Raw genomic sequence first — 26,967 nt, 5'->3', positions numbered from 1 at the left:
TACTTCTAATTATTTAGACTTATAAATTTTAATAATATTCTTAACTAATTCATCTATATCTTTTGAAGTATTAAAGCAACCTGGGCTTACTCTAACTGTTCCTTTGTAATCTGTTCCAATAATATTATGAATTAATGCCGCACAATGATATCCAGTTCTAACTGCAATTTCAGCTTCATTTAATTCTTCCCCAACTATTGAAGCATCAATTCCATCTATATTAAAAGAAATTACTGCTACTCTACTTTTTAGAGATATATCTCCATAAATTTTTATAAATGGTAATTTTTTTAATTCCAATGCTAGTTGTTCTGTTAAATTCATTTCTTCCCTATAAATATTATCTATTCCAATTTTCTTTATAAATTTTAAACCTTCACCTAATCCTACTATTCCTGGAGTGTTTAAAGTCCCACTTTCAAATCTATCTGGTAGCTCCTTTGGTTGAATCATAGAATTTGAACCACTACCAGTTCCCCCTTCTATAATAGATTTAATATTTATTCCTTCTCTTATATATAACCCACCCGTCCCCTGTGGCCCAAGAAGACCTTTATGACCAGGAAATGCAAGTAAATCTATATTATCTCTTTCTACATCTATACTAAGGCAACCTGCACTCTGTGATGCATCTACTACAAAAATAAGGCCATACTTTTTAGCTATTTTCCCAATACTATTAACTTCTTGTATACTTCCTAATACATTAGAAGCATGATTCACAATTATCGCTTTTGTATTTACCTTTATTTCTTCTTTTATATCTAAAGGATTTATATACCCAGCTCTATCAGAAGATATTAACGTTACTTCTACCCCAAGTTTTGCCATTGAATATAAAGGTCTAAGTACAGAGTTATGCTCAATTACTGTACTAAGAACATGATCACCTTTTTTAAATAAGCCTCTTATAGCTATGTTTAAAGCTTCAGTAGCATTCTTTGTAAAAACTATATTTAAAGGATTTTTTATATTAAATATTTCTGATAACAAATCCCTTGTTTCCATAATTTTAAGTGAAGATTTGATAGCCATATTATGAGACCCTCTACCTGGATTTGCACAGTAATTTTTCATACAATTCATCACTGCTTCATATACCTTGGAAGGTTTTGGGAAAGAGGTAGCAGCATTATCTAAATAAATCATTTTACCACCTTACATTAATTACTCTAGTATATTATATTAACTATAATAATTTTTAGTTCTATAAAAATAAATCCCGAAGTGGAAAATCCATCTTCGGGACTCTTTTAATCTATATTATTAATTCTTATTTTATTAATCTCTGTCTCTTCTGCATTTATGACAATTTTTTTTACAAGTAGATATTGCCCCAAGTGTAGAATTATTAAAAGTAACAATACCTGAATTTGCTCCATTTGCAGTAATTGTTGCTTCTACTGTATAAGTGCAACAATCATTATCACAAGAATCTGAATCACAAATAAAGAATGATAAAGGTACTGTAGTATTTGCAAGAACATTTAAAGTCCACACAGTTCCAATAGGAGATGGAGTAGCTTGATGTCTACATTGCTTTAATACTCTTAAACTTACTGTACCTGCAAATCCATCAGCTGCAGTAGAAATAATAGTTGCAAATTCTAATTTAGTAACTGGGTTACATAAGCAAGAATTATCTACATTAATTGATGCTATTACGCCAGTTGTTGTTGGGTTAGCAACAGTTACAACAAGCTGGCTTGTATTAGGACCTGTACATTTTATTATAGTAGGACAATCTCTATCTCTGTCCCTATCCCTATCCCTATCTCTTCCACAAAAATCATTATCTCTTCTTGACATTGAATTCATATATTGAATCCTCCCTTTTCTTAATAGTATTTCAAACTATATTTTTAATCTTTAGTATAATTTTAGTTTTTTCTTTATTTGATATCTTTAATTATCTTATCTTTCTGCATCGTCATACTCTGGGAATAATGGATCTAAGTTTTGATCTGGATAGAACTTAGGCACTGGTGCTCTTTCAAATCTTTCGCATGGGTCTTCTTCTGGCTCTTCTTCACAAGCTTCTCTTGGAACTGGACAATAGTCATATGCTGGTATTAATAATTGAACTAAAAGCTGACACTTAACTACTATAAAATAACCTAATGTTATATCTAGCACTTCTTCTCCTGAATCTTCTTCAACTATCTCTCCAGCTAATGCTTCAGCTACCATTTCTAGCTTTATTATATTTAAATCTTCATTCTCACACTCTTCATCGCTACTTACTGAAATTTGAGCAATTGAATCCGGACAATAGAACTTTCCTATAATATCTGTTCTATGAATTTCAAAAAACTCACTTTTAGTTGCTCCACTATCATCTAAATAATCGGAATAGAAAGAAATCACATAATTAAGAATTATTTTTTTAAAGCTTGGATCTCCTCTAAGAGGAATCTTATCTAATGATAATAATTTTATTTTGAAGTCCCTACTTGAAAGATATCTTTTAGGATTTACTAATGGATCACTCCTTAGCTCTTCATCTGTTGTCAAAGTATCTGGTCCATCAGCGTATACTAAGCATCTTTTTATTAAGCATTGGTCGAAAACCTTAGGAACTTCCACGCAAACTAATTCTGATGGATCTGGTAAACGGCCTTGCTTATTTACCAGTCCTGGCCTCGGTACGAATTTCTTAAAGTTAATAGCCATATTTTCTCCTTTCTTTAAAACTATAATATCCTAATTTAGCTTTATGATTATATTACATATTATGTAGAAATGATAAAGAGGTTCTTATAATTTTTAATATGTTAAATATTTTATTAAATAAAATTTCATCTACTTATTAACAAATATATCTAAATAGTATTAAAATGCAAATACGCTAAACTATACAGTTTAGCGTATTTATATCTTTTATTTACTTATAAAATAAATAAAATAGCATCTAATTTTAAGTCATTTGTTCAATAATTTTAATCAATATTTTTTAATATCTATGCTCTTTCTTGCATTCATGGCATTTCTTTTTACAGGTTGCTATTGCTCCAATTGTAGCATTATTTACAAAAAGACTTCCTTGATTAAGTCTATCAGCAACTGTTGCTACTACAGTGTAAGTGCAGCACTCATTATCACAAGAATCTGAATCACAAACAAAGAATGAAAAAGTTGTTGATAAATCTTTTTCATCTGTAAAGAAACTCCAAACTGGTCCCACTGGAATTGGATTGTGTTGATGTTTACATTGCTTAAATACTTTAAAATTTATACCAACATCATGATTTCCAGAATCATTATCTGAAATCACAATATTACTTGCAAATTCTAGTTTAATACTTGGATCACATATACAAGAAGTATCTAGAGTTAAAGAGGCAACTATAAATTTTTCTCCTTCTTTTGCTTTATTAATTGGAGTAGAACTAGGGCATCCACATTTTACTATAGTAGGGCATTTTTCTTCTTTACGTTCTCTTTCTCTTCCATGATCTCTTTCATCTTCTCTTTCTTTTTTACACTCATCATAATATCTATTTGACATTGAATTCATATCTTGAATCCTCCCTTTTCTTATAATAGTTTTTATTAATTTAATATTATTAGTTATATTTGCTTTATCCTTTTAATTTCCTATACTTTTACCTTAACATCTTAAATTATCTTATCTTTCAGTTTCATCATACTCTGGGAACAACGGATCTAAGTTTTGATCTGGATAGAATCTAGGCACTGGTGCTTTTTCAAATCTTTCACAAGGATCTTCTTCCGGATCTTCTTCACAAGCTTCTCTTGGAGTTGGGCAGTAATCATAGGTAGGAATTAATAATTGAACTAAGAGCTGACACTTAACTACTATAAAATATCCTAATGTTATATCTAGAACTTCCTCGCCAGCTTCATCTTCAACTATTTCTCCAGCTAATGCTTCAGCTACCATTTCTAATTTAATTATATTTAAATCTTCATCCTCACACTCTTCATCGCTAGTTGCTGAAATTTGAGCGATCGAATCTGGGCAGTAAAACTTTCCTACTACGTCCGTTCTATAAATTTCATAAAATTCACATTGAGTTGCTCCATTATCGTCCATATAATCAGAATAGAAAGAAATTACATAATTAAGAATTATCTTTTTAAAGTTTGGATCTCCCTTAAGAGGAATCTTGTCTACTGATAATAATCTTACTTTAAAGTCCCTACTTGAAAGATATCTTTTAGGATTTTCTAATGGATTGCTTCTTAATTCTTCATCTGTTGTTAAAGTATCAGGTCCATCAGCATATACTAGACATCTTTTTATTAAGCATTGGTCGAAAACCTTAGGAACTTCCACACAAACTAACTCTGAAGGATCTGGTAAACGGCCTTGCTTATTTACCAATCCTGGTCTTGGAACGAATTTCTTAAAGTTAATAGCCATATTTTCTCCTTTCTTTAAAACTATAATCTCCTAAATTAATCTTATGATTATAGTACATCTTATGTCGAAAATATACAGAGGTGCTATTAATTTGTCGTATATTATAATGTTTTTAAAAGTAAAAAAATACACTAACTTCCCAGCTAGTGTATTTTAAAATTATATAATTTACTTATTTAAAGCCTCTAATAAAGTTTCTAAATTTAATCCATGAACTTTTGCAGCATCTTCAATTGTTTCTGCTTGTGCTGATGGACAACCGATACATCCCATACCAAAACTCATTAATATTTCTGGAGCATTATCCTTTATTTTTACAACTTCTCCAATTGTCATATCCTTAGTAATCATACATTATCACCTATCCTTATATTTATTATAATATTCAATAATAATTTTAAAATATTTTTAATATTAAATGCAATATTTTATCTTTAATTCTTCTAATATAGATAAATTATTGTCTTTTATATCATTAAATTTATTTTCAAATTCAACACATTCATAATTTATTAAATTCATAGTTTCTTCTTTAAGTTCTCTTTGAGCAAACTTATAAATTACATTATCCTCTTTATGAATATGTCTTTCTAGAAGGTTGGTATATGAAATAGCATTTGCTATTACATCTAATTTAGCTTCATTATTTCCTTTTTTTAATTCTTCTAAAGCCTCACTTAAACTTGAAACATATAATCTTCCAAGATCATGCTCAACAAGCATACCATATTTAACAACTTTTTCAGCAGTTTCTCCTATTTCATCTACCATTCTGTTAAAAAGCATTATTTCTTCTTTTTTATGATGATGAGAATCTGCATAATTTCTTATAAAATTAATTATCTTATTAAAATCATCATAGTTAACTTCTTCCCCTTCTAGTATAGAGAAGCAAGCCTTTCTTACTATTTTTAACATAACTTTTATATTTTTATGTTCTTCCATCATTATTTCTATTGCATCCATGACTTCACCTATGCTCTTTCTATAGAAAATTCATTATTTCCTAGGAAATTATATTTATATTTATTATTTAATTCATTAACAAAAGCCTTAATCCATAAATCCCTTAGTTCATAAAACAAATTTACATCTCCATTTACAGCATCCCAAATTTCCTTATGAACACAAATTCTTCTCTTCCATAATACCTTATCTTCTTCTTGAAAAATAACTTCATTTACTCTATCACATGGCATTCCATCTAAAATATAATCATTCATTGTATTAAAAATATCAATTGCATTATTTAAAGATTTACCTGATTCTATAGCTTCTTTTGCTGCTTTTATTCCTTGATCTTTATATAAGTCTTCTAGCTTTTCTTTTCCTTCCTCTTTATCCATAATTTTAACTGTCCATGTAGCTAGTCTATATTCTGCACTATGAATTTTATCTTGAAGCCATCCATGTATATTAGAAGTATCTATCATTTCTTCTAATGGCAACTTTGGTAATCTTTCGCCATACTTATTATTAATTTCTTTAGATAAATTATCTACATCTAATCCTTCTTCTTTTGCTAATTCTATTATCTCTGTTTCAAGATCCTCAAACCAAACTATTTTGTTAAATAGCCAATAATGTATTTTCCCTAAAAATAAGCTCATAATTTTCCTCCAGTAATTTAATTTTCTAAGGATAGTTTATCATGATATTTATATCATATCTGTAACATAGGTTACATTTTATAATTTATCTATTAACTCTAAATTTAATTTCTTTGCAAATTCTTCTCCCATATATCTATTTCTTAAATCTTCCGGTAAATGTGCATCTACTCCCAATATTCTTTTTACTTTATACTCTTTTGATAAATTCCAAAATTCTTCTATAGGATATACGTATCTTTCTCCTAAGTTATAATTAACTTTCCCTCTTTTAAATCCATTTATGTTAACTTCTATTGGCATATTTAATCTTTCAGCAGCTTCTAAAATTCTTCTTGATGCCTTAATAGAGTGTTCATCCCAATTCCTATACCTTACTCCAAATAAATCTGGATGAGCTAAGCAAGCAAAATATCCACTTTCCATAGACTTTATAACATAATCAACATAGATATCTAAAATTTCAGGTGTTAACTTTATTCCACCTACATATACCCACTCACCTTTATAAGGAAAGAAATGTACTCCAAGTATTAGATAGTCTACTTTATATTTTTCTTTTAACTCATCATATAACCAATGGTAATCCTCAAAATACTCACATTCTATAGCTTTTTTTATAGATATTTTATCTCCATACTTTTCCTTTGCGTCATCTATTTCTTTAAAGTATATTTGTAAATCTTCATATGCCATTCTATTTCCATTGTCAATATTTTTTCCTGGATGAGGCAAATGATCAGATATTCCTATTTCATCATATTCTTCTTTTATTGCTTCTTTTACATAGTCTTCAATTGTTCCAACTGCATGATTGCATCTATAATTATGTGTATGATAATTAGTTTTCATATAATCACCTATCCCTTACTTCAATTTTTATTTCATATATTTTACATCAATATAATAACACATAAATAAATTAACTTCTAATTACTAAATTTATTGAAAAGGCTATCATAAAAAATAAATACTAAATTCTTAATTAGGGCTGTCGCACAAACAGCCCTAATTAAGAATTTTAAATTAAGCGACAGCTCAAATTAATCTATCATAGAATTATATAAAATCCATTCTGACCCCTTGTACCTCGATGACTCTCTTACTAATTACTCCATGGACAACAACGACTTCATCCCTCTCTTGTATATAGCAATAATTTCTTACTTTAAATGTAATTTCCTCTTCTGTTTCATAATTAGTTATAAACACCTTATAAACTGGAATATTAGACTTACTACTAGTAATATCTATAATTCCAGTGCATATACCACTAGTTTTTGTATATAAACCAAATATTATTTCTATAAAATAAATAATATCTGATATAAAAAAAATTATAAACAAATAAGTAACCCATTCAAATTTTACTAAAGCCAATATAACTAAAGCCAATAAATTATATTTTCTTATCCTATTTAATCTATCTTTCCAATTAACCTTTACTCTAGGATAAAATCTTATTTTCATCCTCCAAAAAATATTACTTTCCTTATTAAGGCTACCTGGATAATCAAAATCTCTTTTCCATCTAAGTTGTTTATCTGTTAATTGAATAGACTTTATTTTTCTTTCGTTAATAAATAATAAAATTAAAATAGCTTCCATTATTATTTCTAATCTAATTAAAGCTAAATCTTTAAAGGTTATAGAAATAACTATACTATATATAGCAAATAATATACATATTATTTTATAAATTAGAGTCTTTCTTCTTACTTCTAATAATATATCTTCACTTATATCTAATTTAATATTTTCAAAGGAAAATACACCTATAATTAAAGCAGAAAATATCATCATTATACTTAACCCATTTAAATCCATATCATTGAAAAACTCTATACTAATTCCTTTATATCTCAAAAAATATGATATATTCCCTATTAACCCCATTATTAATCCAACCGCAAAAAATCCCCTTAATTGTTCTAAATTTCGTCTTTCAGATCCCATTGTTCCCATAACAATTACTCCTTATTACAAAATTTTGTTTAACTACCTACTTTTATTATATTCTAATTAAATTAAATTGTATTAATAAACTATAATAATGAAGTTAATTCTTTTAAAAAATAATACTAAGATTAATGACATAAAAAAGTAGAGCTGCCCCACAAACATCCCCATTAATCCATTCTTAATGATATAATAAATTTACTTCCTTTATTAATCTCACTTTCTACTTCAATCTGTCCATTAGAAAGTTCTACAATTCTCTTAGCAATAGCTAGCCCCAAGCCGTATCCCGTACTTCCTCTTGAATTATCTTCCTGATAAAATTTATCAAATATATATTCTTTAACTTCATCCGTCATACCAATTCCTTCATCTTCTATGTAAATCTTAATTAAATCAATACTTTTTTCTATTTTAATTTTAATTTCTGTATTTTTATTTGAAAATTTAATAGCATTTTCAATAATATTTGTCCATACTTGTAAAAAAAGTTCTTGATCACCGTAATAATATGTTTTAGGTAAACTCAAATTAAAGTTAATATTCTTTTCTACCCATTTATTTTGTAATAATAATATTGATTTCCTTATATTTTCATCCAGTAAAAATTTACTTTGATTTTCTAACATATCTTGATTTTCAAGTTTAGCTACTCTTAGAATATTACTTGATAGATTTTCAAGTCTTTTTGATTCATCAATTATAATATTTAAATATTCTTCTCTATCTTCATCTTTTAAATTTTTATTCTTAAGAATCTTAGCAAAACCCTGAATTGATGCAATAGGTGTTTTTAGTTCATGAGAAATATTATTTACAAAATCCTTTTGTATGTAAGCTGTATTTTTTAACTTTCTTGTCATTTCATTAAAGTGAAAAATCAATTGAGCTATTTCATCCTTTTCTTTTGTTTTTAAATATATATCAAAGTTACCTTCTGATACTTCATTCATAGCCTTCGTTAATTTTTTTATTTGTTTAACTATTCTTCTGGAAATACAGCATAAGGAGGTTACACATAATATAAAGCTAATTGATAAAATTAATAACTTTATCAGATGAAATTCTTTAACAATAAAAATTAAACTTTCTATGTTACTAGATATTATTGTATTTATTATTGGTGAAACCAAAAAAAAAGTAACTATATTACTTAAAAGTATAGTTGTAAAAAAGTAAACTATTATCTTACCCTGAAGTGTATTTCTAAAGTAATTATACATCTTTCTCATATCATTTTCTCCGCTTTATATCCTAACCCTCTAACTGTTATTATTTTAAATTCATCAAAATCGCTTAACTTTTCTCTTATTCTCTTAACATGTACATCTACAGTTCTTTCATCGCTTTCTATATCCATTCCCCATATTTCTTCTATTAATTGCTGTCTAGTAAATATTTGTTTGGGATAGCTTAATAATTTAAACAATAAATAAAACTCTTTTTTAGTTAATTCAATAATCTTTTCTCCCTTTGTAATTGTTAATGTATTATAATCCAAAATTACATTTCCAATAACAAGTTTATTTTCATTTGATATTTTTGCTCTTCTCAATAAAGCATTAATTCTAAGTAACATTTCATCTAAATCAATTGGCTTTACCATATAATCGTCTGCCCCCACTAAAAAACCTTTTTTCTTATCAACAAAATTTTCTTTTGCAGTTACCATAATTATTGGCAAATCATAATTAAATCTTTTTAATTCTTTTACTAAATCATAACCATTAACTTTAGGCATCATTATATCACATAATACCAAATCTATATGAAAAGCACTAAAAATTTCAATTGCTTTTTCTCCATCTTCAGCTAGAAACACTTCAAAACCATTTTCCTTTAAAAATACTTCCATTAATCTTCTTAAATTTTTATCATCCTCTACAATTAATAAATTAATCATTTTATGCACCTCAAATATGGAAAATTTTCATCAACTATTTATACATTTATTATAAATAAGAATATCATATTACTGTAACTTGTTATACTTACAACTTACAATAATATGATATATCCATAACTTCTAAATTAATATTATTATTTAAATTTTAATCATATTAATATTATATCAATTTTCTCTATAGAACTACATAGAACAAATAGCTAAATTTTACTCTGTTCTTAATGCTTCTACAGGATCCTTTTTAGATGCCATTTTAGCTGGTATAGATCCTCCCAACATAGTTAAACATACACTTATAACTACCAATATTATAGCATGAACAGGATTTAATACTGCCACTCCTTTTAAATCAGTAATTTTATATAATATACTATTAGTTGGGAATATTAAAATGTATGCAATTACTATTCCTAAAATACCTGAACAACTACCAACTATAAATGTCTCTGCATTAAATACCCTTGTTATATCTTTTTTTCTAGCTCCTAAAGCTCTAAGAACCCCTATTTCCTTAGTTCTTTCTAATACAGATATATAAGTTATTATTCCTACCATAATTAATGAAACTACTAATGATATAGCTGCAAAAGCTATTAATACCATAGTTATTGCATCCATAATTCCGCCTGATAAACTTACAAATGTACTTGCCATATCATTGTATATCACTACATCATCCTTATCCTTGCCATCATTCCAACTATCTAAATAATCAGTTACTGCTTCTTTAGTAGTAAAATCCTTAGGATATAAAGTTATCATATATGGTGTTGTTGTCCCTCCTATAGATGCAAGAACATTTTCTTTGGTATTTGAATTTCCTGAATTAATTCCATTACCTTCTTTATTGAAACTTTCCCCAGTAAATACATTATAGTCTGCTTCCTCTTGGGCTTTTACAACCTCAGAATTTTTTGCATCTGCAATAAAATATTGACTTAAATCATCTGAATAAGCTAAACCTGCTGATAATACTGGAATTTTAACATCTTTCTTTACTCTTATAATTCCTGTTATTTTTAAAGGTATAGAACTATTATTATCATATATTTCACTCATATCTTGTGGATTTCCTGCTAAAGTAAAATAATTTCCCATCTTAGTATAATAATTATTATTTAAAATTGCCTTTATTTCATAACCAACTATATCATTAAAATTAATTTCATCTTTATTACTATCAATTCCTAATGCATCTAAAACTGATGTATCAATCTTATTATACTCATCTACTACTAAAACTAAGTCATTCATAGTTTTAGGATAACTACCTACAAGTAAGTCATATGAAGTTTCTAAATATCCTTCAGAACTATTACCTAAGTTTATTGGATAAGAAGATAGATTTAGAGCTGAAGCATTAATTGGAGTTGCCACGCTTCCATCACTTTTTAATAAATTCATATTAACTAATCTTGTAAATGAAATCCCAGAAAGCAATGTACTATCTATATCTTCAATATAGTTTACATATTCATCTGTCAACTTATTCGTGTGCATAAATGTATTTTCTTCACTATTATATGGATATACTACATCTATATCTGGATATTTATCTTCATCTTCCTCTCCTTCTCCTAATACTTCTTTTCTCATTTCTTTGCTTTGCTCCATCATTTGATTTATATCAACTTCAGCAGCCTTCTGTGTTATCATTATTGGGAAGCCTGATAGGGTGTCTGACTCAAATATATCAATTTGTTTATCAAATCCATTTGATAAAGACAAAATTAATGCTATTCCAATTATTCCAATACTAGATGCAAAAGCAGTTAATAATGTTCTCCATTTTTTTGTTTTAATATTCATTCCTGATAGCTTTAATGCAGTAATAAAGCTCATGCTTGTTTTCTTAAGGTTATAAGAAGTATTGCTTTCTTCTTCTTCTAAAGGATTAGAATCTGAAATAATATTTCCATCTCTAAACTCAACTACTCTGTCAGCATAATCTCTTGCAAGCTCTGGATTATGAGTTACCATTATTACTAATTTATCTTTTGCTATATCTTTTATAAGATCCATTATTTGAATACTAGTTTTTGTATCTAATGCCCCTGTAGGCTCATCTGCTAGTATTATATCAGGGTCATTAGCTAATGCTCTTGCTATAGCAACTCTTTGCATTTGTCCCCCAGATAGTTGATTAGGTCTCTTATGAACATGATCTTTAAGTCCAACTCTCTCTAAAGCTTCTAATGCTTTTTTGTGCTTTTCTGCTGTTGAAATACCACTTAAAGTCATTCCCATTTCAACATTATCTAAAATACTTAAATGACTTATTAAATTATAGCTTTGAAATATAAATCCTATACTATTATTTCTGTATGCATCCCACTCTGAATCCTTAAATTCCTTTGTGGATTTTCCATTAATGATTAAATCCCCACTATCATATTTATCCAAGCCACCTATTACATTAAGACAAGTAGTCTTACCTGATCCACTTGGTCCTAATATTGCAACAAACTCACTTTCTCTAAAATTTAAACTTACACCACCTAAAGCAACCTGCTTAAAATCACCTGTAATATAGGATTTTTTTATATTCCTTAGTGATAACATCCTTCTCCTCCTAAAATATTTTCTTCTATATTTTTTTGTTTTTATACTATAAATCATATAATATTTTAGTTTTATGAACTAAATATGAAATTCTAAAATATATATCTATAATTATAGCCATTTTCTTACCTCCTGCGGCTTAAAAATGATAAATAAAAAGAGTAATTCATTAAAACTTAAGAATTACTCTTTTTTAATATATTATTTTCATTTAATCCAATTTATTTAACTTATCAAAAAGCAAGTCCAACCCATTCTGTTTATTTTAATTTATTCTCCTTAAAGCAACTGAATTTAATATACCCCAAGGTTTATTAAAATGAGGTTGGAAGAAGAAATCTGTCATAGCAAGTTCTTCTAAAGTCATTTCATTTTGAATTACTACTGATAAAGTATTCATAAATTCAGTCATATCTATTTTAGAGGCAATTTGTCCTCCAACTATTCTCTTACTTTCTTTTTCAAAAACTAACTTTATCATTACTTCATCAAAAGTTGGCATAAATTCCGGTCTATTATTTTCATGTATAGTAACACTATCTATCTCTAAATTAGTTGTAGCTTTTGCACTTTCAACTGTTAATCCTGTGGAAGCAATAGAAACATCATAAATTTTAATACCTGAAGTTCCTTGTGTTCCCATATATCTCAAAACTGGTTTTTCAATATTTCTAGCAATTAAAAGCCCCATTCTAACAGCATTTGTTGCAAGTGGTATATATCTATTGTCCTTTGCAGGATTATATCTTACCATACAGCAATCACCTGCTGCAAAAACATCTTCCCTACTTGTTCTCATATAATCGTCAATAATAATTGCTCCATTTTTTAAAGTATCAAGCTTTCCTTCAATTAATTTAGTATTAGGTCTGAAACCAATGCATAGTACAACTAAATCTCCTTCATATTCTCCCTTATCTGTAATAACTTTTTCTACTTTCCCATTATTACCTTTAAACTTAACTACCTTCTCACCTAATACTAATTTGATTCCCCTATTAGTAAATTCTTTTTCTGCAATATCAGAGAACTCTTTATCTAAGTACTTTGACATTATTCTATCTTCCGCATCTATTAAAGTAACGTGTTTTCCTAATCTTTCAAAAGCTTCTGCAAGTTCTACTCCTATATACCCTGCGCCAATAATAACCACATTTTTTGCAGAACTTTTTTTCTCATCAATTATCTTTGCATGATTATAATTTTTACAAAGTAATATATTTTCCAAGTCAATTCCATCTAGCTTTGGAACTATTGGCCAAGATCCTAAAGTTATAATTAGTTTATCATAACTATCTTGAAATTCTTTACTAGAGCATAAATCTTTAACCTTTATCTTTTTATTATCAAAATCTATGTCTAGCACCTCATGTTTCATCCTAGTAGTTATACCACTTTGGGCTAGATTTTCTGGAGAATTATAAAAAAGCTTTTCTGGTTCTGTAACTATCTTTCCAACACTTAGTGCAATACCACAGGATAGAAATGATATATTATCATTTTTTTCATATACTACTACCTCAGCATCTGGATACAATATCTTCAAATTAACTACTGCAGAAGTACCTGCATGAGTACATCCTATTACTACTACTTTCATAAGCACCCTCCTTTGTTTATTAAAATAAAACTTCATTCATATAAATATAATTAGCTAAATAAATCTATAATATTCTGATTCCTAAATATTTTGAGTTATAAACTCTAGCATCCTCATTCCAACTGATACAATCTCTTCCATATCAAACTCTGAAAAATCATGAGTTGCTCCTTCTAAAGTTATAATATTAACTTTATTATCATTACTCCTTAATTCATCATATAATGTTTCTGCATTTTCATAAGGCACTATAGAATCTTTTCTACTATGAATAATTAAGGTATTAGGTTCATTTTTATCTATATAATTTATAGGACTATACTTGCTTAAAACCTCTTCTTTATTCTCTCCTACTGAGTTTATTATTTGTTCTAAATCCCAATTAACATTATCCATATCTAATGTATTTAAATTAGTTGGCCCAAAAAAGTCAATTAAATACTTTATTTTAGATGGATAATTGCTTAACTCTTCATCATCAATAAAATCATTATTATTACTATATGCAGCCATTAATGATAAGTGTGCACCTGAGGATGCTCCAATTATACCTATTTTATCGGTATTAAAATTATATTCATCTTTATTTTTATAAATCCACCTAATAGTATCTTTAACATCAGAAATTTGCTTATTAAAATTTTCTTCGCCACTCATTAATTCATAGCTAGTACTTATTATTACAACGCCTTCTTCCCTAAATGCATCAAGTAGTGGTGATATTGCATCTGGAATTTCATTTGTACCATAAACCCAGCTTCCACCATGAACATAAACAAGTACAGGAGAACCGCCTTTAAGTTCTTTTTTAGCATCAAAAATATCTAAAGTTAAGGGAACTCCATTTGTATTTTTATATTCAACTTCCTCATAATCTTTATTGCTATCTAAATCCAAAGATATATTTTCTTCACTTAATAGACTATTATTTTCTACAAACTCTGAATACTTTTTAAGTATATTTATCGATAATTTAACCTTATCTTTTATTGAAAAAGCAAAAATTCCAAAGGCTAAAATTAGTAAAAGTAAACCTACTCCTAAAATTTTAAAAAACTTCTTCATAATTTTCTCCTTTTTAATTAATTATTATTTATTTCTTATTTTACTATTATTTTATAATATAATTGTCAATAATATCTATATAAATATATATATATATAATATATTGAGATTATTTCGAGGAAGTGATTTTATGAAAAGGAAACTCTTTCTTATATTATTTACCTTAATTTTTAGTTTTATATTAATTGGATGTAGTAAATCTAAAGAAAACTCTCCTTCAAAAGATTCTAGTATTCAAAATGAAAATATTGAAGAGGACTATAATAAAGATAATATTAATATAGATAAGTCAAAAGATAACACATCAAAAGATACAAGGAAGGTTAGATTATTTTACTTTGATACAGTAAATTATAAAGTTTTTTATGTAGATAAAGAAATTGAAGTAATAGATAAAGCAATAATAAAATCTCTAACTAAAGAACTTCAAAACTATTCTCCAAATGAAAACTTTTTAAATCTTACTGATAAAGTTGAAATAACATCTGCTACCTTAGATGAAAAAACTGGAGTATTAAAAATTGTATTTTCATCATCTTATGTTGATAAAATGTTATTAGGTTCAGCTACAGAAAGTGGATTATTATCATCATTAATTTCAACTTATGGATATAATTTAAATGTTAATAAAATATCTATATATTTTGGAGATGACTTATATACATCATTAAGAGGTGATTTACCAAATGGCTACTTTGATGTTAATTATGACTCCTCAATAGCTTACTCTAAAGAAAATTATGACACTGATACTACAACTACATCAACAAATATCAAAACATTAAATTGTAGAATTTATTATTATAGTGTTACTGATGATGTTTTTTACTATAAAGATAAAGTTGTTGAAGTTATAGATGGTGCCTTAGTTACAGCCTTAACTAAAGAAATGATAAATATTCCTAATAATACCTTCTTTAATTTTGGAGATGACTTAGCTATAATATCTGCAAAATTAAATGATGATAGTTTAACTATAGACTTATCAGATACTTATTATAATTTATTAACTAGAGTTGGATCTGGTTCTGAGGCCTCCGCTTTAAAAACCTTAGCTTTAACTTATGGATATAATTATAACGTAACTAAAGTTATAATTTTAGTTGATGGTAGTCCTTATAAAGGTAGCCATATTATGTATGATACTAATGAAGCTATAAGTACCAATGTTACTAATATTAAAGAATATAAATAAAAAGCACTTCTTTATAATTTTGATTATTCCATATAACCCGTTCTCTAAATTATTGGAAATTTAATATGAGAACTTTAAAGCTAAAGAAAGGAAATTATAAAATGTTATTCATAAAGTAACATTTTTATAATTTCCCCAAATCAAAAAAGAGGTAAATATGTTATTTATATATGTTTTTTATAATGAATTGTTCCTTACTTATATAAATATCATTTGAATTAATATTGTTCATTTCTTTATTATTAATTCTTGTATCAAATATTCTAATGCTTTGCTCCCTAATTAAAATATCTAAATATTGTTTTACCATAAGGGCGTTTCTTAAAGTTAATTTTTCATTATTATAAAGTTCAGTTATAGTATCTGATAATTGTTTCTTTGAATTTTTATCTAAAGTATATCCTTTCTTATCAAGAATTCCTAGGGCCATATTTATTAAATCTTCCTTACTATAGTCATCAAAGTTTAACATAGAAGAAAATCTATAATTTAACTCTGGATTTAAATACATTAATTTTCTAATATCTTCTTCTCTTCCTGATAAAGTTACTACAGTATTATTACTATACTTATCCATAAATTTAATTAAATCTTTAATTATTTTATTAGAATAAGGCTTTAATAAAAATTCAGCTCCATCTATATAAATTACCTTTCCTATTTGTTTATTTAAAACTTCTTCGAAAGATGTATTATTATTAATACACTCTAAAGCTTCATCCTTATTTATTTCTACTATATTCTTTGCTTTTACTATGCCCATGCTATATAGTATTTCTGAAAATATATTCAATACTGTCTTTTTTCCAGTTCCTATTTCACCTGTAAATACTATGTTCATATATCTATTTATATCAGTAGATAATCCTAATTTTTTTCGTTTTTCTTTAACTCTTATTAATTTATATTGATTTCTTAAAAATTCTTTTGCTTCATCATTACCCACTAAATTATTTAAACGCTTTTCTAAATCAAATTCGTTATCATATTGTGAAGTATTAAGTTTTTCTATATCCTTTGCAGTTATTAAATTAATTTCATATACACTAGTATCTTCTTCTACTATTCTTATACTTTGAACTCTTATTAAGTTTTCAACGTAATTTCTTACCATTCTCCCATTACCAGATTGTGCATCTGAATTTTCATAAATATCCACAAAGCTTTTCTTCAGAGCATTATATCCATTTTTAGATAATTTAAATCCCTTAGATTCAATTAATCTAATTGCCATTTCCAGTAATTCATTTGGATTGTAATCTTCAAAATTAGTCCATAATGGAAATCTTGATCTTAAACCGATATTAACATCGAAAAAGTTCTCCATTTCTTCTTCATATCCAGCTAATATAACTATTACTTCTCTTGAATAATCTTCAACTAACTTTAAAAGTGTTTCTATTGCCTCTCTTCCTAATGAATCTGTAGCCAATGTATATGCTTCATCTATAAATAAAACACCACCAATTGCTTCTTTAAATTTTTCTTCTGTTTTTTTAGCTGTTTCTCCTGGTATGTTTGATACAAAACTTGATCTGTCACTTTCAATCAGTTGCCCAACCTTTAAAAAGCCCATGCTGTTTAACATTTCTGCTACTAGCCTTGCAATACTAGTTTTACCTGTACCAGGATTTCCTGCAAATACCATATTTAAATTTTGCTCAATCTCAGTGTTTACTCCAACTGACTTTCTTTTTTCTTGAGCTACTAATAACTTATATTGACTTCTTAATAATTTTTTAACGTCTTCAAGTCCTATAATATTTTGTAATTTTTCTTCTAAATCAAATTTTGCATTTGCTTTAAAGTTAAAATCTTCTCTTTCTAAAAGATCTATTTCACTTCTGTTATTATTTAAATATTTTCTTGAAGAATATATAATAGCATTTTCAATTATATTTCTTACAAATCTTGCATTACCTAATCCATTTTTTCCAGTAAGTTGATTTCTAGTAAATAGATCAATCAAATCATTTTTAACATTTTTAGCTATTCTATATCCCTTAGCTTTTGCTATTTGAATAGCTATTTCATACATTTCATTAGGATTATAATCTTCAAAATGTATTACATTAGGAAATCTTGACTTAAGTCCTTGGTTTAAGCTTAAAAATTCTTCCATGTCTTTTTCATAACCAGCTAAAATTACAGTTAGCTTATCTCTATTATCTTCAATTCCTTTTAATAATGCATCTACTATCTCCTTACCAACCTTATCATCTTCCCCTTCACATAAAGAGTAAGCTTCGTCTATAAATAGTACCCCACCTGAAGCTGAATTAATAATATCATTTGTTCTTTTAGCAGTATCATTTATATTTTCAGTTATGAAATCAGCTTTACTTACCTCTACTAAAGTTCCCTTAGAAAGTAATCCAAGAGCATTTAAGTATTCATATGTAATTCTTGCTGCATTAGTCTTTCCAGTTCCTGCATTCCCAGCAAATATCATATTTAATGATATATAGGATGTTTTTAAACCAAGTTTTTCTCTGATTTTTTGAACCTTATTATTATTTTCTATATTTGCCAAGAATTCTTTTAATTCATTTAACCCAATAATAGATTCAAGCTTATATTTTACCTCTTCTACAGTAGGTATTGAGTAATTATTTAAGCCATATATTTCATTATTAATTTGACATCTTAAATTATTATTTTCAACATAAATTAATATCTTTTCGCCTTGTATTAATCCTTCTTTAACTATTAAACTTCTTATTGGATTACAAAAGATATAATTTATATATTCTGTAATATCAAAACTTCCTCTTTTTCTAAATGATTCTTGTAAATATTCATGTACGCTGTAATTATCCTTTTCTACAGCACCTTCCTTATACCCCAATAATAATTGTATTCCAAAGTCTTTTTTTATTTTTTCTATTTCATCATTAATTTTTTTACTAATAATAATATTCTTTTCTTTATCTGTAAGCTCCTTTGTATGTAAAATCTTCTCTACATTTTTTAAAGATTGTTCCATGAATTCATCTAATTCATTTACATCCTCATAGTTATAAATAAATACAAAAAATTTATTATGACATACTATTTCATTTATCGTATTTTTTTCCTCTTTTTCTGCTTCTACTAAAAACTTATTCTTTACTGAATAATTATTTTTAAGTCTAATACATGAATTAGGGTAAATTTTAGATAAAAGATTTATTATTTCTTTTGATGCCTTTTCTGTATTTTTAAACATTATCGCTTCAGATGTATTGCTATTAAGCTTTTCATATAAATCAGTCAAAAAGGCATTATATCCCATATTGAAATTATAAGCTGATAAATCAATTTCCTCTAAATTTCTATTGCTTATTATTTTTTCCTCATACAATTTTTCAAATATAATTCTAATACTTACTTTTTTAAAAGTATTTTTTTGTCCTGATACAAGTACTATTCCCTTTTCACTTTTTTCAACTTTATCAATGAAATACTCTGTAATATACTTGAAATACTCCTCTTGTCCTATGAATTCTTTATTTAATTTATTTTCAATTTTTAATTTTAATTCTTTATTTACCATAATATCCTCCCTTTTTGTTATTTATCTATGATTATTTCATATTATTATCATTATATCTCTAGTAAATTAATCATAAGTAAAATGCTGTACTTAAATAATCAAGTACAGCATTGTAAGTTATATCAATTTATCATTTTTTAACAATTCTAATAATGTTGGTTTAAAATTAAATTCCTTAATTAATGTATGTACTTCATTTAAAGCTTTTTCTTTCTTATTATTTGAAATATTCGCTTTTGATGCCCTAATTAAAATATTTTTAGGTGAGTGAGCTATATCAATAAATTCTAAAAGCTGAGTTTTATATCCTGAAGCCTCTAAAAGATTTCCTCTTACTGCATCTGTCATTAATGCAGATACTCTTTCTTGAATTATACCGTATTTAGAAATAATTGATAGAGCTTCCGGTTGCATTTGAGCATTAAATTCATGTTGGCAACATGGAACTGAGAAAATCATTTTTGCATTCCACTTTATTGCATTATATAAGGCATAATCTGTTGCTGTATCACAAGCGTGTAAAGTTATTACCATATCAACATTATTTTCATACCTATATCCATTTATATCTCCTAATTCAAAATGTAAGTTATCATATTTATATCTTTTAGCTATTTCATTACATTTATCAATAACATCTGATTTAAGGTCTAACCCTATCATTTTAACTTTTATATTCCTAATTTCTACAAAATAATAATATAATACAAATGTTAAATAAGATTTTCCACATCCAAAATCTAATATTGTTAACTCTTTATAATTATTTTTCTTTATTTCATCATCTATTATTTCAATAAACCTATTAATTTGTTTATATTTATCATACTTAGAATTTATCACTTTACCTTCTTTAGTGAATACACCTAAATCTATTAAAGGCTCTATTATCATGCCTTCCCTTAGTATATAATTTTTTTCTTTATTATGGCTTTTATTAACTAAATTTTTGTTATTTGATCCTTTTTTCCCAAGGAACACTTTTCCTTTTTTAGATATCTTTAAATCAAAAGTAGTATTATTAGACCAAGCAGATAATTGTTTATAATTATTACTTACTAAATTATTTAAAGTTTTTTCTAAATCATTAACTTCAATATTTTCATGAAATACTTGTTTTTCAGTAAATTTTTCTACTTGATAATATTTTTTCCCCTTATTATTTACCTTTAATATTACATTAATTTTATTATATTTAATATCTTTGTTTACTTTATTACTAATAACTACCTTAATAACTTCATCTGCTACAATTTCTTTAATTGCATTTATTAACTCTTCCATGTAAAACTCCCCTTTGTTTAATTTTGCTAAGCAAAATTAAAAATTGATAATGCATAATTAATAATGGATAATTAAGGAAAAATTTATTCTCTGTATTTGCTTCTTAATAGTTCTATTTCTTTAGCATAACCATCTAATTCATTTGGAGTTTCAAGGAAAAATGGTAGGTTCTTAAGTTTTGGATGATTTATTATATTAGTTATTGCTTCTAATCCTAAAAATCCTTCTCCAATCTTCTCATGTCTATCCTTATGACTTTTAAATGGATTTTTACTGTCATTTAAATGAATAGCTTTTAATCTTTCTAATCCAATTATTCTATCAAATTCTTCTAAAACTCCATCTAGATTATTTACAATATCATAACCAGCATCATAAACATGACATGTATCTAAACATACACCCATTTTATCTTTTAGCTCAACTCTAGAGATTATTTCTGCTATTTCCTCAAAGGTTCTTCCAACTTCTGACCCTTTTCCAGCCATAGTTTCTAGTAAAACTGTAGTACTTTGATCTTCTCTTAATACATTATTTAAAAGTTCTACTATATATGTTATCCCTATCTCCACACCTTGCTTAACATGGCTACCTGGATGAAAATTATATAAGTTGTTTGGCATAAGTTCCATTCTTTTCAAATCATCTTCCATCATCTCTCTTGCAAACTCTCTAGTTCTTTCATCTGCTGAACATGCATTTAAAGTATAAGGCGCATGAGCTAAAATAGTTGCAAAGTTATTTTCTCTAGCTATTTTTAAAAGACCTTCCATATCATTAATATCTATATCTTTTGCTTTTCCCCCTCTAGGATTTCTAGTGAAAAATTGAAAAGTATTAGCTCCTATTTCTAGTGCTTCTTTTCCCATATTTTCAAAACCTTTAGTTGTTGATAAATGACATCCTATATTTAACATTATTTCCTCCACAATTTATTATATCTATATTTCTTATTTCAATTAAATAAATGATACTATAATGTATAGTATCATTGCAAGTCTAATTAATAATATTTATTATTTAATAAAGAAATTCTTATTTTTTCTAAAGTAAATATTAATATTGATGATCATTTCATCCTAATCCTTTCATAGATATTTTCCCAGAATCACTTAATATTATGTAAATAGTCCTATAAAATTTAATAATAATTTTTAAAATAGGATATAAGAGAATACCCCCTATATCCTATTTTAATATTATTTTACTCTTTTGAAGTTTTTCTTTTATAGATAAATGCCCCAATTACAACAAGCAATAATCCAGATACTATAACATAGTAATATTCTTCATTACCTGTATTAGGTAAATTTCCTTTTCCTAATGAATTCTTATCTCCACTAGTATTATTACCATCTCCTGCATTATCATCATTATCCTTACCTCCTGGATTTGGAGTTGGTGTCGGAGTTGGTGTCGGAGTTGGTGTTGGGTTTGGTTTAATTCCGCCTTTATCTGGTAATTGAATTGTAAATGTTCTTGAAACTTCAGTTATATTACCAGCTAAATCCTTAGCAACTACATTAATAGTATAACTTCCATTTTCATTAATAACTTCACCAGTGTAAGGTTTATCATTTAATGTTACTGTTAATTCTGCATCTTCATTGCTAGTAATTACAGGATTAACTTCTTTATTATACTTCATTCCACTTACTACTCCATCTATAGTAACTTCTGGAGCAGTTTTGTCTATTACAAAATTGTACTCTGCAACAGATTCATTTCCTGATCTATCAATTGCTTTAATTTTTAAAGTATAACTCCCCTCATCAACTATATTCTCACCATTATAAGCTTCATCATTTAATTCAAGATAAATATTTGCATCTTCATTAGAAGTTATCTTTGGTAAAACATTCGTATTGTAGTATTTACCATTTTCAATACCTTCTACTAAAATTTGAGGTGCAGATTTATCGATTGTGAAGTTGATAGTTTTCTTAATCTCTACTCCATTTAAACCTAGAACAACAATTTCTAGTACATAACTTCCCTCATCTGTGATTTCTTCAAAATTATAAGGGTTTCCATTTAATGTTGCTGTAATCTTAGCAGTGCTTGGGGTAACTTCTATATTTGGAGTAATACTTCCATTATAATAGTTAAAATTCTCTAATCCTTCTATATTTATTTCTGGTACACTCTTATCTACTATAACTTGGAACTTCTTACTTGTTTCGTTACCAAGAGTATCTACAGCTTTAACTGTAATAAATTCTCCACTTACTACTGGTATATCATATTCAAACTCCCTATAAGTATCTACAGAACCCTTAGAACCATCAATAGAAATATTTTCTTTATTTTCACCATTAATATAAAGCTTGTATCCTTCTGTATTATCACTTACTGATATCTTAAGTTTTATTTCATCCTTAGAAGTAATAACTTTTCCATCTTCTAATACATTAGGCTCAGATATATTAATTTCTGGTGCTATAGAATCACAGAATACTCTATAACTCTTATCAACTATAGTATTACCATTAGAATCTGAAGCAAATAATCTTATTTTATTATACCCTTGATTTAATGTTATTGATTTAGTAAATACACCATTTTCCATAGAGTCAGGTGCCTCACCATTAATCAATATTTCTTTTACATCTCCTAAATATTCGCCTTTAATTTCTAATTGATTATTAGTTAAACCTTCATCTGTAGAGAAATCTATTAAATTAACCTCTGGTTTATAATTTCCTACACCTACTTCGTATTTATCTACAGAATAGTTACCTGCAATATCAATGGTAGCTAATTGAATTGTATTTACTTTACCTTCATTTAGTTCTAAATTAGAAACTAATTCATCACTTTCTGTAGTATAATTTTCTACTTTCTTCCCATTAACAAATAATACAGTTGATATAACATTTTTATTAACTAACTCACCATTAAATCCAATTCTTAATTCATAATTATTTTCAGAACTTTCTTTACTTGACTCTAGAGTTGTACTAATAGGAGTTACATCTACTTTAACTGGAATAATAAAATCTTGATAATTTTCACTTCCATCTACCCTTGCTTTATAATTTAAATAATATTGTCCTTCACTAGCAGCCTCAAACTCACCAGTAGATTTATTATATAATTTACCATTCCAAGCTAAACTTGAATAAATAGAAGCTTGGCTACCTCCTGTTGATGAGAAAATTTTCTTTTTTAAATCTATATCTCCATTTATATTGCTTTGAATTAAGTTTTTATTTTCATCCAATAAGTCAACTTTTATATCCTTAGCATTTCTCAATAAATATAATGCAGGAACTATAGAATCAAAAGATTCGTCATCATTTGGAGAAATAGCAATCTTATTTTCATTTATTAGAATACTTCCATTATTATCTTTGCCTTCATATCCTAAATAATTATATTCCCCTAATAATTTAGATGCTGCAAAACTTGGAACCATATATACAGTATCTTCATTCCATACAGCTCCATCTATAATTGATTCTTCAGACCAATCACCATAGTATCCCATATATGGTACTACTAATGATGGTGTTCCTTCATTTAATGCTTCAAAGTTTATAAAACCCTCTACAAAATTATTTGTAACTGTATCTTTTGGAACATTTAAAGTAACTTTAACTTTAATTTCTCCATTTGCAGGCACTACTACATTATCAGTACTAAAGTCTAGACTTCCACCTTCTAATGTTGTATCAAAGTCAACAACTCCTCCAATCACAGATTCATCGACCATTCCAGGTTCAAAAGCTGTTAATACATCACCTAAAGATTTTACTTCATAGCTTTCTTCTTTGTCAGAGTAATTCTTTAATGTTATTTCAAATTCTGTAGTATCCCCTATTTCTTTTAATGAAATAGTAGCTTCATTATTCTCTCCAGTTGCTAGAACTCTATTTTCAATAGCATTTTTAGCTTGTAACATACCAGCACCTTGTCTTCTTGGAGAATATGGAAGTTCTTCTCCTAAAGCAGTAGTTTCTATTAAAGGCTCTGCAGTATTTATTATAGATTTTTTAACAAACTCAACTAATTCTCTCCCCTGAAGATTGATTCCATTATCCTTTAACCCTTGAATAATTAATGCTGTTGCTCCAGCTACATTTGGAGCTGCCATAGAAGTTCCACTCATACTTCCATATCTATTATTATTTAAAGTAGAATAAATATTTCCACCTGGCCCTGTTATTTGAGGTGCAAACTCTAAATTAGGAGTTGGTCCCCAAGAAGTGAAATCTGACATTTCATCTGAAGCTGAATTTTCTTTAATAGCAATTTTATTATTAAAATTAATAACAGCATTTGAAATATTATTTTTTAATAAAGTTCCATCATTTCCATTAACAAAAATTGCTGGTACTTTTATTGAGGAATCAGTTGCCATATTTATATATTCACTTGCAACAGTATTATAAATAATAACTGCTTTTGCTCCAGCAGCTTGTGCATTAATTTGTTTTTCTACGAATGTAATATCTCCTCTTTGAACTAGAGCAACTTTTCCATTAAAATCTTTCCCACTAAAATCATTAACAGTTCCCTTTCCTGCATCTAATAATGTAAGATTTTCATTTTCTCCAAAAGTATCTAAAGGCTCTACCTCAGCTTGAGTATATCCCATAATAACATTTTCACCATTTATATTTGCAGTAAATGCTGGTAATGTTATTACTGAATTTTCTGAACTTGCAACTTGTAATGCATCTGTCGAAATTCCTGGTGATCCAACAACTCCAACATCACTAATTCCATCAATAATATATGGTGCTGTTGATGTAGTAGAGTTTCCTGCTGAAACTACACAAATTACCCCATCATCAGTTGCATTCTTAATTGCAACTTGTTCAGGATCACTATCATCTCTATATCCAGCAGATGATCCTAATGACATATTAATTACATCAGCATCAAGTTCTACTGATTTTTCTATTGCAGCAATAATATCATCTGAATAAGCTCCTTGTATTTCACTATTATTACTAAAAACCTTCATAGCTAACAATTGTGCTTCTGGTGCTACGCCTTGAATACCTTCATTAGTTTTAACTTCTTCATCTAAAGCATTTGCAGCAACTATTCCTGCAACGTGCATTCCATGCATGCTACCTGAAGAATCTATAACTTTATCATCGTCATCAGCAAAATTATATCCGTATGGAACTTTATCAGTAAAATATTCTCCAACTTCTTGATTTATATCCTCTTTACTAATTTTAGCTTTAGATATATCAGATAATCTCATATCCTTATGTGTATAATCAATACCGGTATCTATTATTGAAACTACAAGTCCTTCACCTTTGTACCCGTAGTCCTTCCATACACTAGTAGCTTGTGTAAACTCTTTTGCTGTAGACATATCAGGATAATAAACTCTAGCCTCGCTTACCTTCTTTACTCCATCTATATCTTCTATCTTATCAACGTCCTTACGCTTTACTTCTATTGAGAAACCATTTATTAAGTTTCCATAAGTATGTCTAACTTCTTCCCCTGTTTCATTTTCTACTTCTTCTTGAATAGGCTTTTGTGCCTCTTTAACTTCATTAATTAATTCTTCTTCAGCTTGTACCCCATCTTCTAGCTGTAATGTTGCTGGCTTATCTTCCAGCTCTACAATAACTCTGATTTTTTCTTCTGGATTTCCTTCATCACTTATCTTAGAATTTTCATTATCTACCTCTAATTTTTCAACTCCAGAAAATGAATCTTCAGAACTTATCTTTTGATTTAATTTTTCTAATAATGCTTCTTTTATTATGTCATCATTAATAACATCTTTAGCAAATGTTACTGATGGTTTAATACCCATTAACAATGAAAAGAACATAAAAATTAAAATGATAATAGATATAAACCTTTTTTTAGTTTTGTACATTATTTTG

Annotated in this window: 20 protein-coding genes; 1 reads left to right on the top strand and 19 read right to left on the bottom strand. The window is 27.2% G+C overall.

What is annotated here, in order from left to right; all coding sequences use genetic code 11:
• Positions 1 to 9: 9 nt before the first annotated feature.
• The 15 genes from ACQPVP_RS04715 to ACQPVP_RS04645 form a co-directional block, all read right to left on the bottom strand.
• Positions 10 to 1,149, bottom strand: coding sequence for an aminotransferase class V-fold PLP-dependent enzyme (locus tag ACQPVP_RS04715; RefSeq protein WP_430847723.1), 1,140 nt, complete (start codon positions 1,147 to 1,149; stop codon positions 10 to 12).
• A 132-nt stretch (positions 1,150 to 1,281) separates the two neighbouring features.
• A complete protein-coding gene (locus ACQPVP_RS04710) occupies positions 1,282 to 1,818 on the bottom strand; it encodes a DUF4489 domain-containing protein (RefSeq protein WP_430847721.1) in 537 nt (178 codons plus the stop codon).
• A 96-nt stretch (positions 1,819 to 1,914) separates the two neighbouring features.
• Positions 1,915 to 2,673, bottom strand: coding sequence for a hypothetical protein (locus ACQPVP_RS04705; RefSeq protein WP_430847720.1), 759 nt, complete (start codon positions 2,671 to 2,673; stop codon positions 1,915 to 1,917).
• Positions 2,674 to 2,953: 280 nt separating this feature from the next.
• On the bottom strand, positions 2,954 to 3,517 hold the full coding sequence (locus ACQPVP_RS04700; protein WP_430847719.1) for a DUF4489 domain-containing protein: 564 nt from the start codon (positions 3,515 to 3,517) through the stop codon (positions 2,954 to 2,956).
• A 111-nt stretch (positions 3,518 to 3,628) separates the two neighbouring features.
• Complete coding sequence (locus ACQPVP_RS04695) at positions 3,629 to 4,387, bottom strand: hypothetical protein (RefSeq protein ID WP_430847718.1); 759 nt, start codon at positions 4,385 to 4,387, stop codon at positions 3,629 to 3,631.
• 168 nt (positions 4,388 to 4,555) lie between these two features.
• Complete coding sequence (locus tag ACQPVP_RS04690; protein ID WP_430847717.1) at positions 4,556 to 4,738, bottom strand: DUF1858 domain-containing protein; 183 nt, start codon at positions 4,736 to 4,738, stop codon at positions 4,556 to 4,558.
• A 63-nt stretch (positions 4,739 to 4,801) separates the two neighbouring features.
• Positions 4,802 to 5,353 carry a hemerythrin domain-containing protein gene (locus tag ACQPVP_RS04685; protein WP_430847715.1) on the bottom strand — a complete coding sequence of 184 codons (552 nt, stop codon included), beginning with the start codon at positions 5,351 to 5,353 and terminating at the stop codon, positions 4,802 to 4,804.
• 8 nt (positions 5,354 to 5,361) lie between these two features.
• Complete coding sequence (locus ACQPVP_RS04680; RefSeq protein ID WP_430847713.1) at positions 5,362 to 5,997, bottom strand: hypothetical protein; 636 nt, start codon at positions 5,995 to 5,997, stop codon at positions 5,362 to 5,364.
• 78 nt (positions 5,998 to 6,075) lie between these two features.
• A complete protein-coding gene (locus ACQPVP_RS04675) occupies positions 6,076 to 6,849 on the bottom strand; it encodes a histidinol-phosphatase (RefSeq protein WP_430847711.1) in 774 nt (257 codons plus the stop codon).
• Between the two features lie 207 nt (positions 6,850 to 7,056).
• Positions 7,057 to 7,962, bottom strand: coding sequence for a hypothetical protein (locus ACQPVP_RS04670; protein ID WP_430847709.1), 906 nt, complete (start codon positions 7,960 to 7,962; stop codon positions 7,057 to 7,059).
• Positions 7,963 to 8,126: 164 nt separating this feature from the next.
• Positions 8,127 to 9,188, bottom strand: a complete 1,062-nt coding sequence (locus ACQPVP_RS04665; RefSeq protein WP_430847707.1) for an ATP-binding protein — start codon at positions 9,186 to 9,188, stop codon at positions 8,127 to 8,129.
• Positions 9,185 to 9,859: a response regulator transcription factor gene (locus ACQPVP_RS04660; protein ID WP_430847705.1), complete on the bottom strand. Its 675-nt coding sequence runs from the start codon at positions 9,857 to 9,859 to the stop codon at positions 9,185 to 9,187. The genes ACQPVP_RS04665 and ACQPVP_RS04660 overlap by 4 nt, the downstream gene beginning before the upstream one ends.
• A 210-nt stretch (positions 9,860 to 10,069) precedes the next feature.
• A complete protein-coding gene (locus tag ACQPVP_RS04655) occupies positions 10,070 to 12,424 on the bottom strand; it encodes an ATP-binding cassette domain-containing protein (protein WP_430847703.1) in 2,355 nt (784 codons plus the stop codon).
• Between the two features lie 265 nt (positions 12,425 to 12,689).
• Positions 12,690 to 14,024, bottom strand: a complete 1,335-nt coding sequence (locus ACQPVP_RS04650; RefSeq protein ID WP_430847701.1) for an FAD-dependent oxidoreductase — start codon at positions 14,022 to 14,024, stop codon at positions 12,690 to 12,692.
• An 81-nt stretch (positions 14,025 to 14,105) separates the two neighbouring features.
• Entirely contained in the window at positions 14,106 to 15,089 is a 984-nt protein-coding gene (locus ACQPVP_RS04645; RefSeq protein WP_430847699.1) for an alpha/beta hydrolase fold domain-containing protein, read from the bottom strand.
• A gap of 130 nt (positions 15,090 to 15,219) precedes the next feature.
• Here ACQPVP_RS04645 and ACQPVP_RS04640 point away from each other — a divergent pair, with 130 nt between their 5' ends.
• Complete coding sequence (locus ACQPVP_RS04640; protein WP_430847697.1) at positions 15,220 to 16,284, top strand: GerMN domain-containing protein; 1,065 nt, start codon at positions 15,220 to 15,222, stop codon at positions 16,282 to 16,284.
• A gap of 160 nt (positions 16,285 to 16,444) precedes the next feature.
• Here the strand turns inward: ACQPVP_RS04640 and ACQPVP_RS04635 are convergent, their stop codons facing one another.
• The 4 genes from ACQPVP_RS04635 to ACQPVP_RS04620 form a co-directional block, all read right to left on the bottom strand.
• On the bottom strand, positions 16,445 to 19,819 hold the full coding sequence (locus tag ACQPVP_RS04635) for an AAA family ATPase (RefSeq protein WP_430847695.1): 3,375 nt from the start codon (positions 19,817 to 19,819) through the stop codon (positions 16,445 to 16,447).
• A 117-nt stretch (positions 19,820 to 19,936) separates the two neighbouring features.
• On the bottom strand, positions 19,937 to 21,103 hold the full coding sequence (locus ACQPVP_RS04630) for a class I SAM-dependent methyltransferase (RefSeq protein ID WP_430847693.1): 1,167 nt from the start codon (positions 21,101 to 21,103) through the stop codon (positions 19,937 to 19,939).
• A gap of 83 nt (positions 21,104 to 21,186) precedes the next feature.
• Entirely contained in the window at positions 21,187 to 22,020 is an 834-nt protein-coding gene (locus tag ACQPVP_RS04625; protein WP_430847691.1) for a deoxyribonuclease IV, read from the bottom strand.
• 287 nt (positions 22,021 to 22,307) lie between these two features.
• The gene (locus tag ACQPVP_RS04620; RefSeq protein WP_430847689.1) at positions 22,308 to 26,960 is read right to left on the bottom strand and encodes a S8 family serine peptidase; all 4,653 of its coding nucleotides are present in this window, start codon (positions 26,958 to 26,960) and stop codon (positions 22,308 to 22,310) included.
• Positions 26,961 to 26,967 lie beyond the last annotated feature (7 nt).

This window comes from Clostridium nigeriense (genome assembly GCF_050585265.1).
Taxonomy (GTDB): Bacteria; Bacillota; Clostridia; order Clostridiales; family Clostridiaceae; genus Clostridium; species Clostridium nigeriense_B.
This window is presented reverse-complemented; position numbering and strand designations above follow the sequence as displayed.

Coding starts and splice junctions, on each gene's coding strand:
- ACQPVP_RS04640 (WP_430847697.1), top strand. CDS start 15,220: ATGAAAAGGAAACTCTTTCTTATATTATTTACCTTAATTTTTAGTTTT.
- ACQPVP_RS04655 (WP_430847703.1), bottom strand. CDS start 12,424: ATGTTATCACTAAGGAATATAAAAAAATCCTATATTACAGGTGATTTT.
- ACQPVP_RS04630 (WP_430847693.1), bottom strand. CDS start 21,103: ATGGAAGAGTTAATAAATGCAATTAAAGAAATTGTAGCAGATGAAGTT.
- ACQPVP_RS04645 (WP_430847699.1), bottom strand. CDS start 15,089: ATGAAGAAGTTTTTTAAAATTTTAGGAGTAGGTTTACTTTTACTAATT.
- ACQPVP_RS04620 (WP_430847689.1), bottom strand. CDS start 26,960: ATGTACAAAACTAAAAAAAGGTTTATATCTATTATCATTTTAATTTTT.
- ACQPVP_RS04670 (WP_430847709.1), bottom strand. CDS start 7,962: ATGGGAACAATGGGATCTGAAAGACGAAATTTAGAACAATTAAGGGGA.
- ACQPVP_RS04650 (WP_430847701.1), bottom strand. CDS start 14,024: ATGAAAGTAGTAGTAATAGGATGTACTCATGCAGGTACTTCTGCAGTA.
- ACQPVP_RS04705 (WP_430847720.1), bottom strand. CDS start 2,673: ATGGCTATTAACTTTAAGAAATTCGTACCGAGGCCAGGACTGGTAAAT.
- ACQPVP_RS04710 (WP_430847721.1), bottom strand. CDS start 1,818: ATGAATTCAATGTCAAGAAGAGATAATGATTTTTGTGGAAGAGATAGG.
- ACQPVP_RS04695 (WP_430847718.1), bottom strand. CDS start 4,387: ATGGCTATTAACTTTAAGAAATTCGTTCCAAGACCAGGATTGGTAAAT.
- ACQPVP_RS04700 (WP_430847719.1), bottom strand. CDS start 3,517: ATGAATTCAATGTCAAATAGATATTATGATGAGTGTAAAAAAGAAAGA.
- ACQPVP_RS04715 (WP_430847723.1), bottom strand. CDS start 1,149: ATGATTTATTTAGATAATGCTGCTACCTCTTTCCCAAAACCTTCCAAG.
- ACQPVP_RS04625 (WP_430847691.1), bottom strand. CDS start 22,020: ATGTTAAATATAGGATGTCATTTATCAACAACTAAAGGTTTTGAAAAT.
- ACQPVP_RS04660 (WP_430847705.1), bottom strand. CDS start 9,859: ATGATTAATTTATTAATTGTAGAGGATGATAAAAATTTAAGAAGATTA.
- ACQPVP_RS04675 (WP_430847711.1), bottom strand. CDS start 6,849: ATGAAAACTAATTATCATACACATAATTATAGATGCAATCATGCAGTT.
- ACQPVP_RS04665 (WP_430847707.1), bottom strand. CDS start 9,188: ATGAGAAAGATGTATAATTACTTTAGAAATACACTTCAGGGTAAGATA.
- ACQPVP_RS04685 (WP_430847715.1), bottom strand. CDS start 5,353: ATGGATGCAATAGAAATAATGATGGAAGAACATAAAAATATAAAAGTT.
- ACQPVP_RS04680 (WP_430847713.1), bottom strand. CDS start 5,997: ATGAGCTTATTTTTAGGGAAAATACATTATTGGCTATTTAACAAAATA.
- ACQPVP_RS04690 (WP_430847717.1), bottom strand. CDS start 4,738: ATGATTACTAAGGATATGACAATTGGAGAAGTTGTAAAAATAAAGGAT.
- ACQPVP_RS04635 (WP_430847695.1), bottom strand. CDS start 19,819: ATGGTAAATAAAGAATTAAAATTAAAAATTGAAAATAAATTAAATAAA.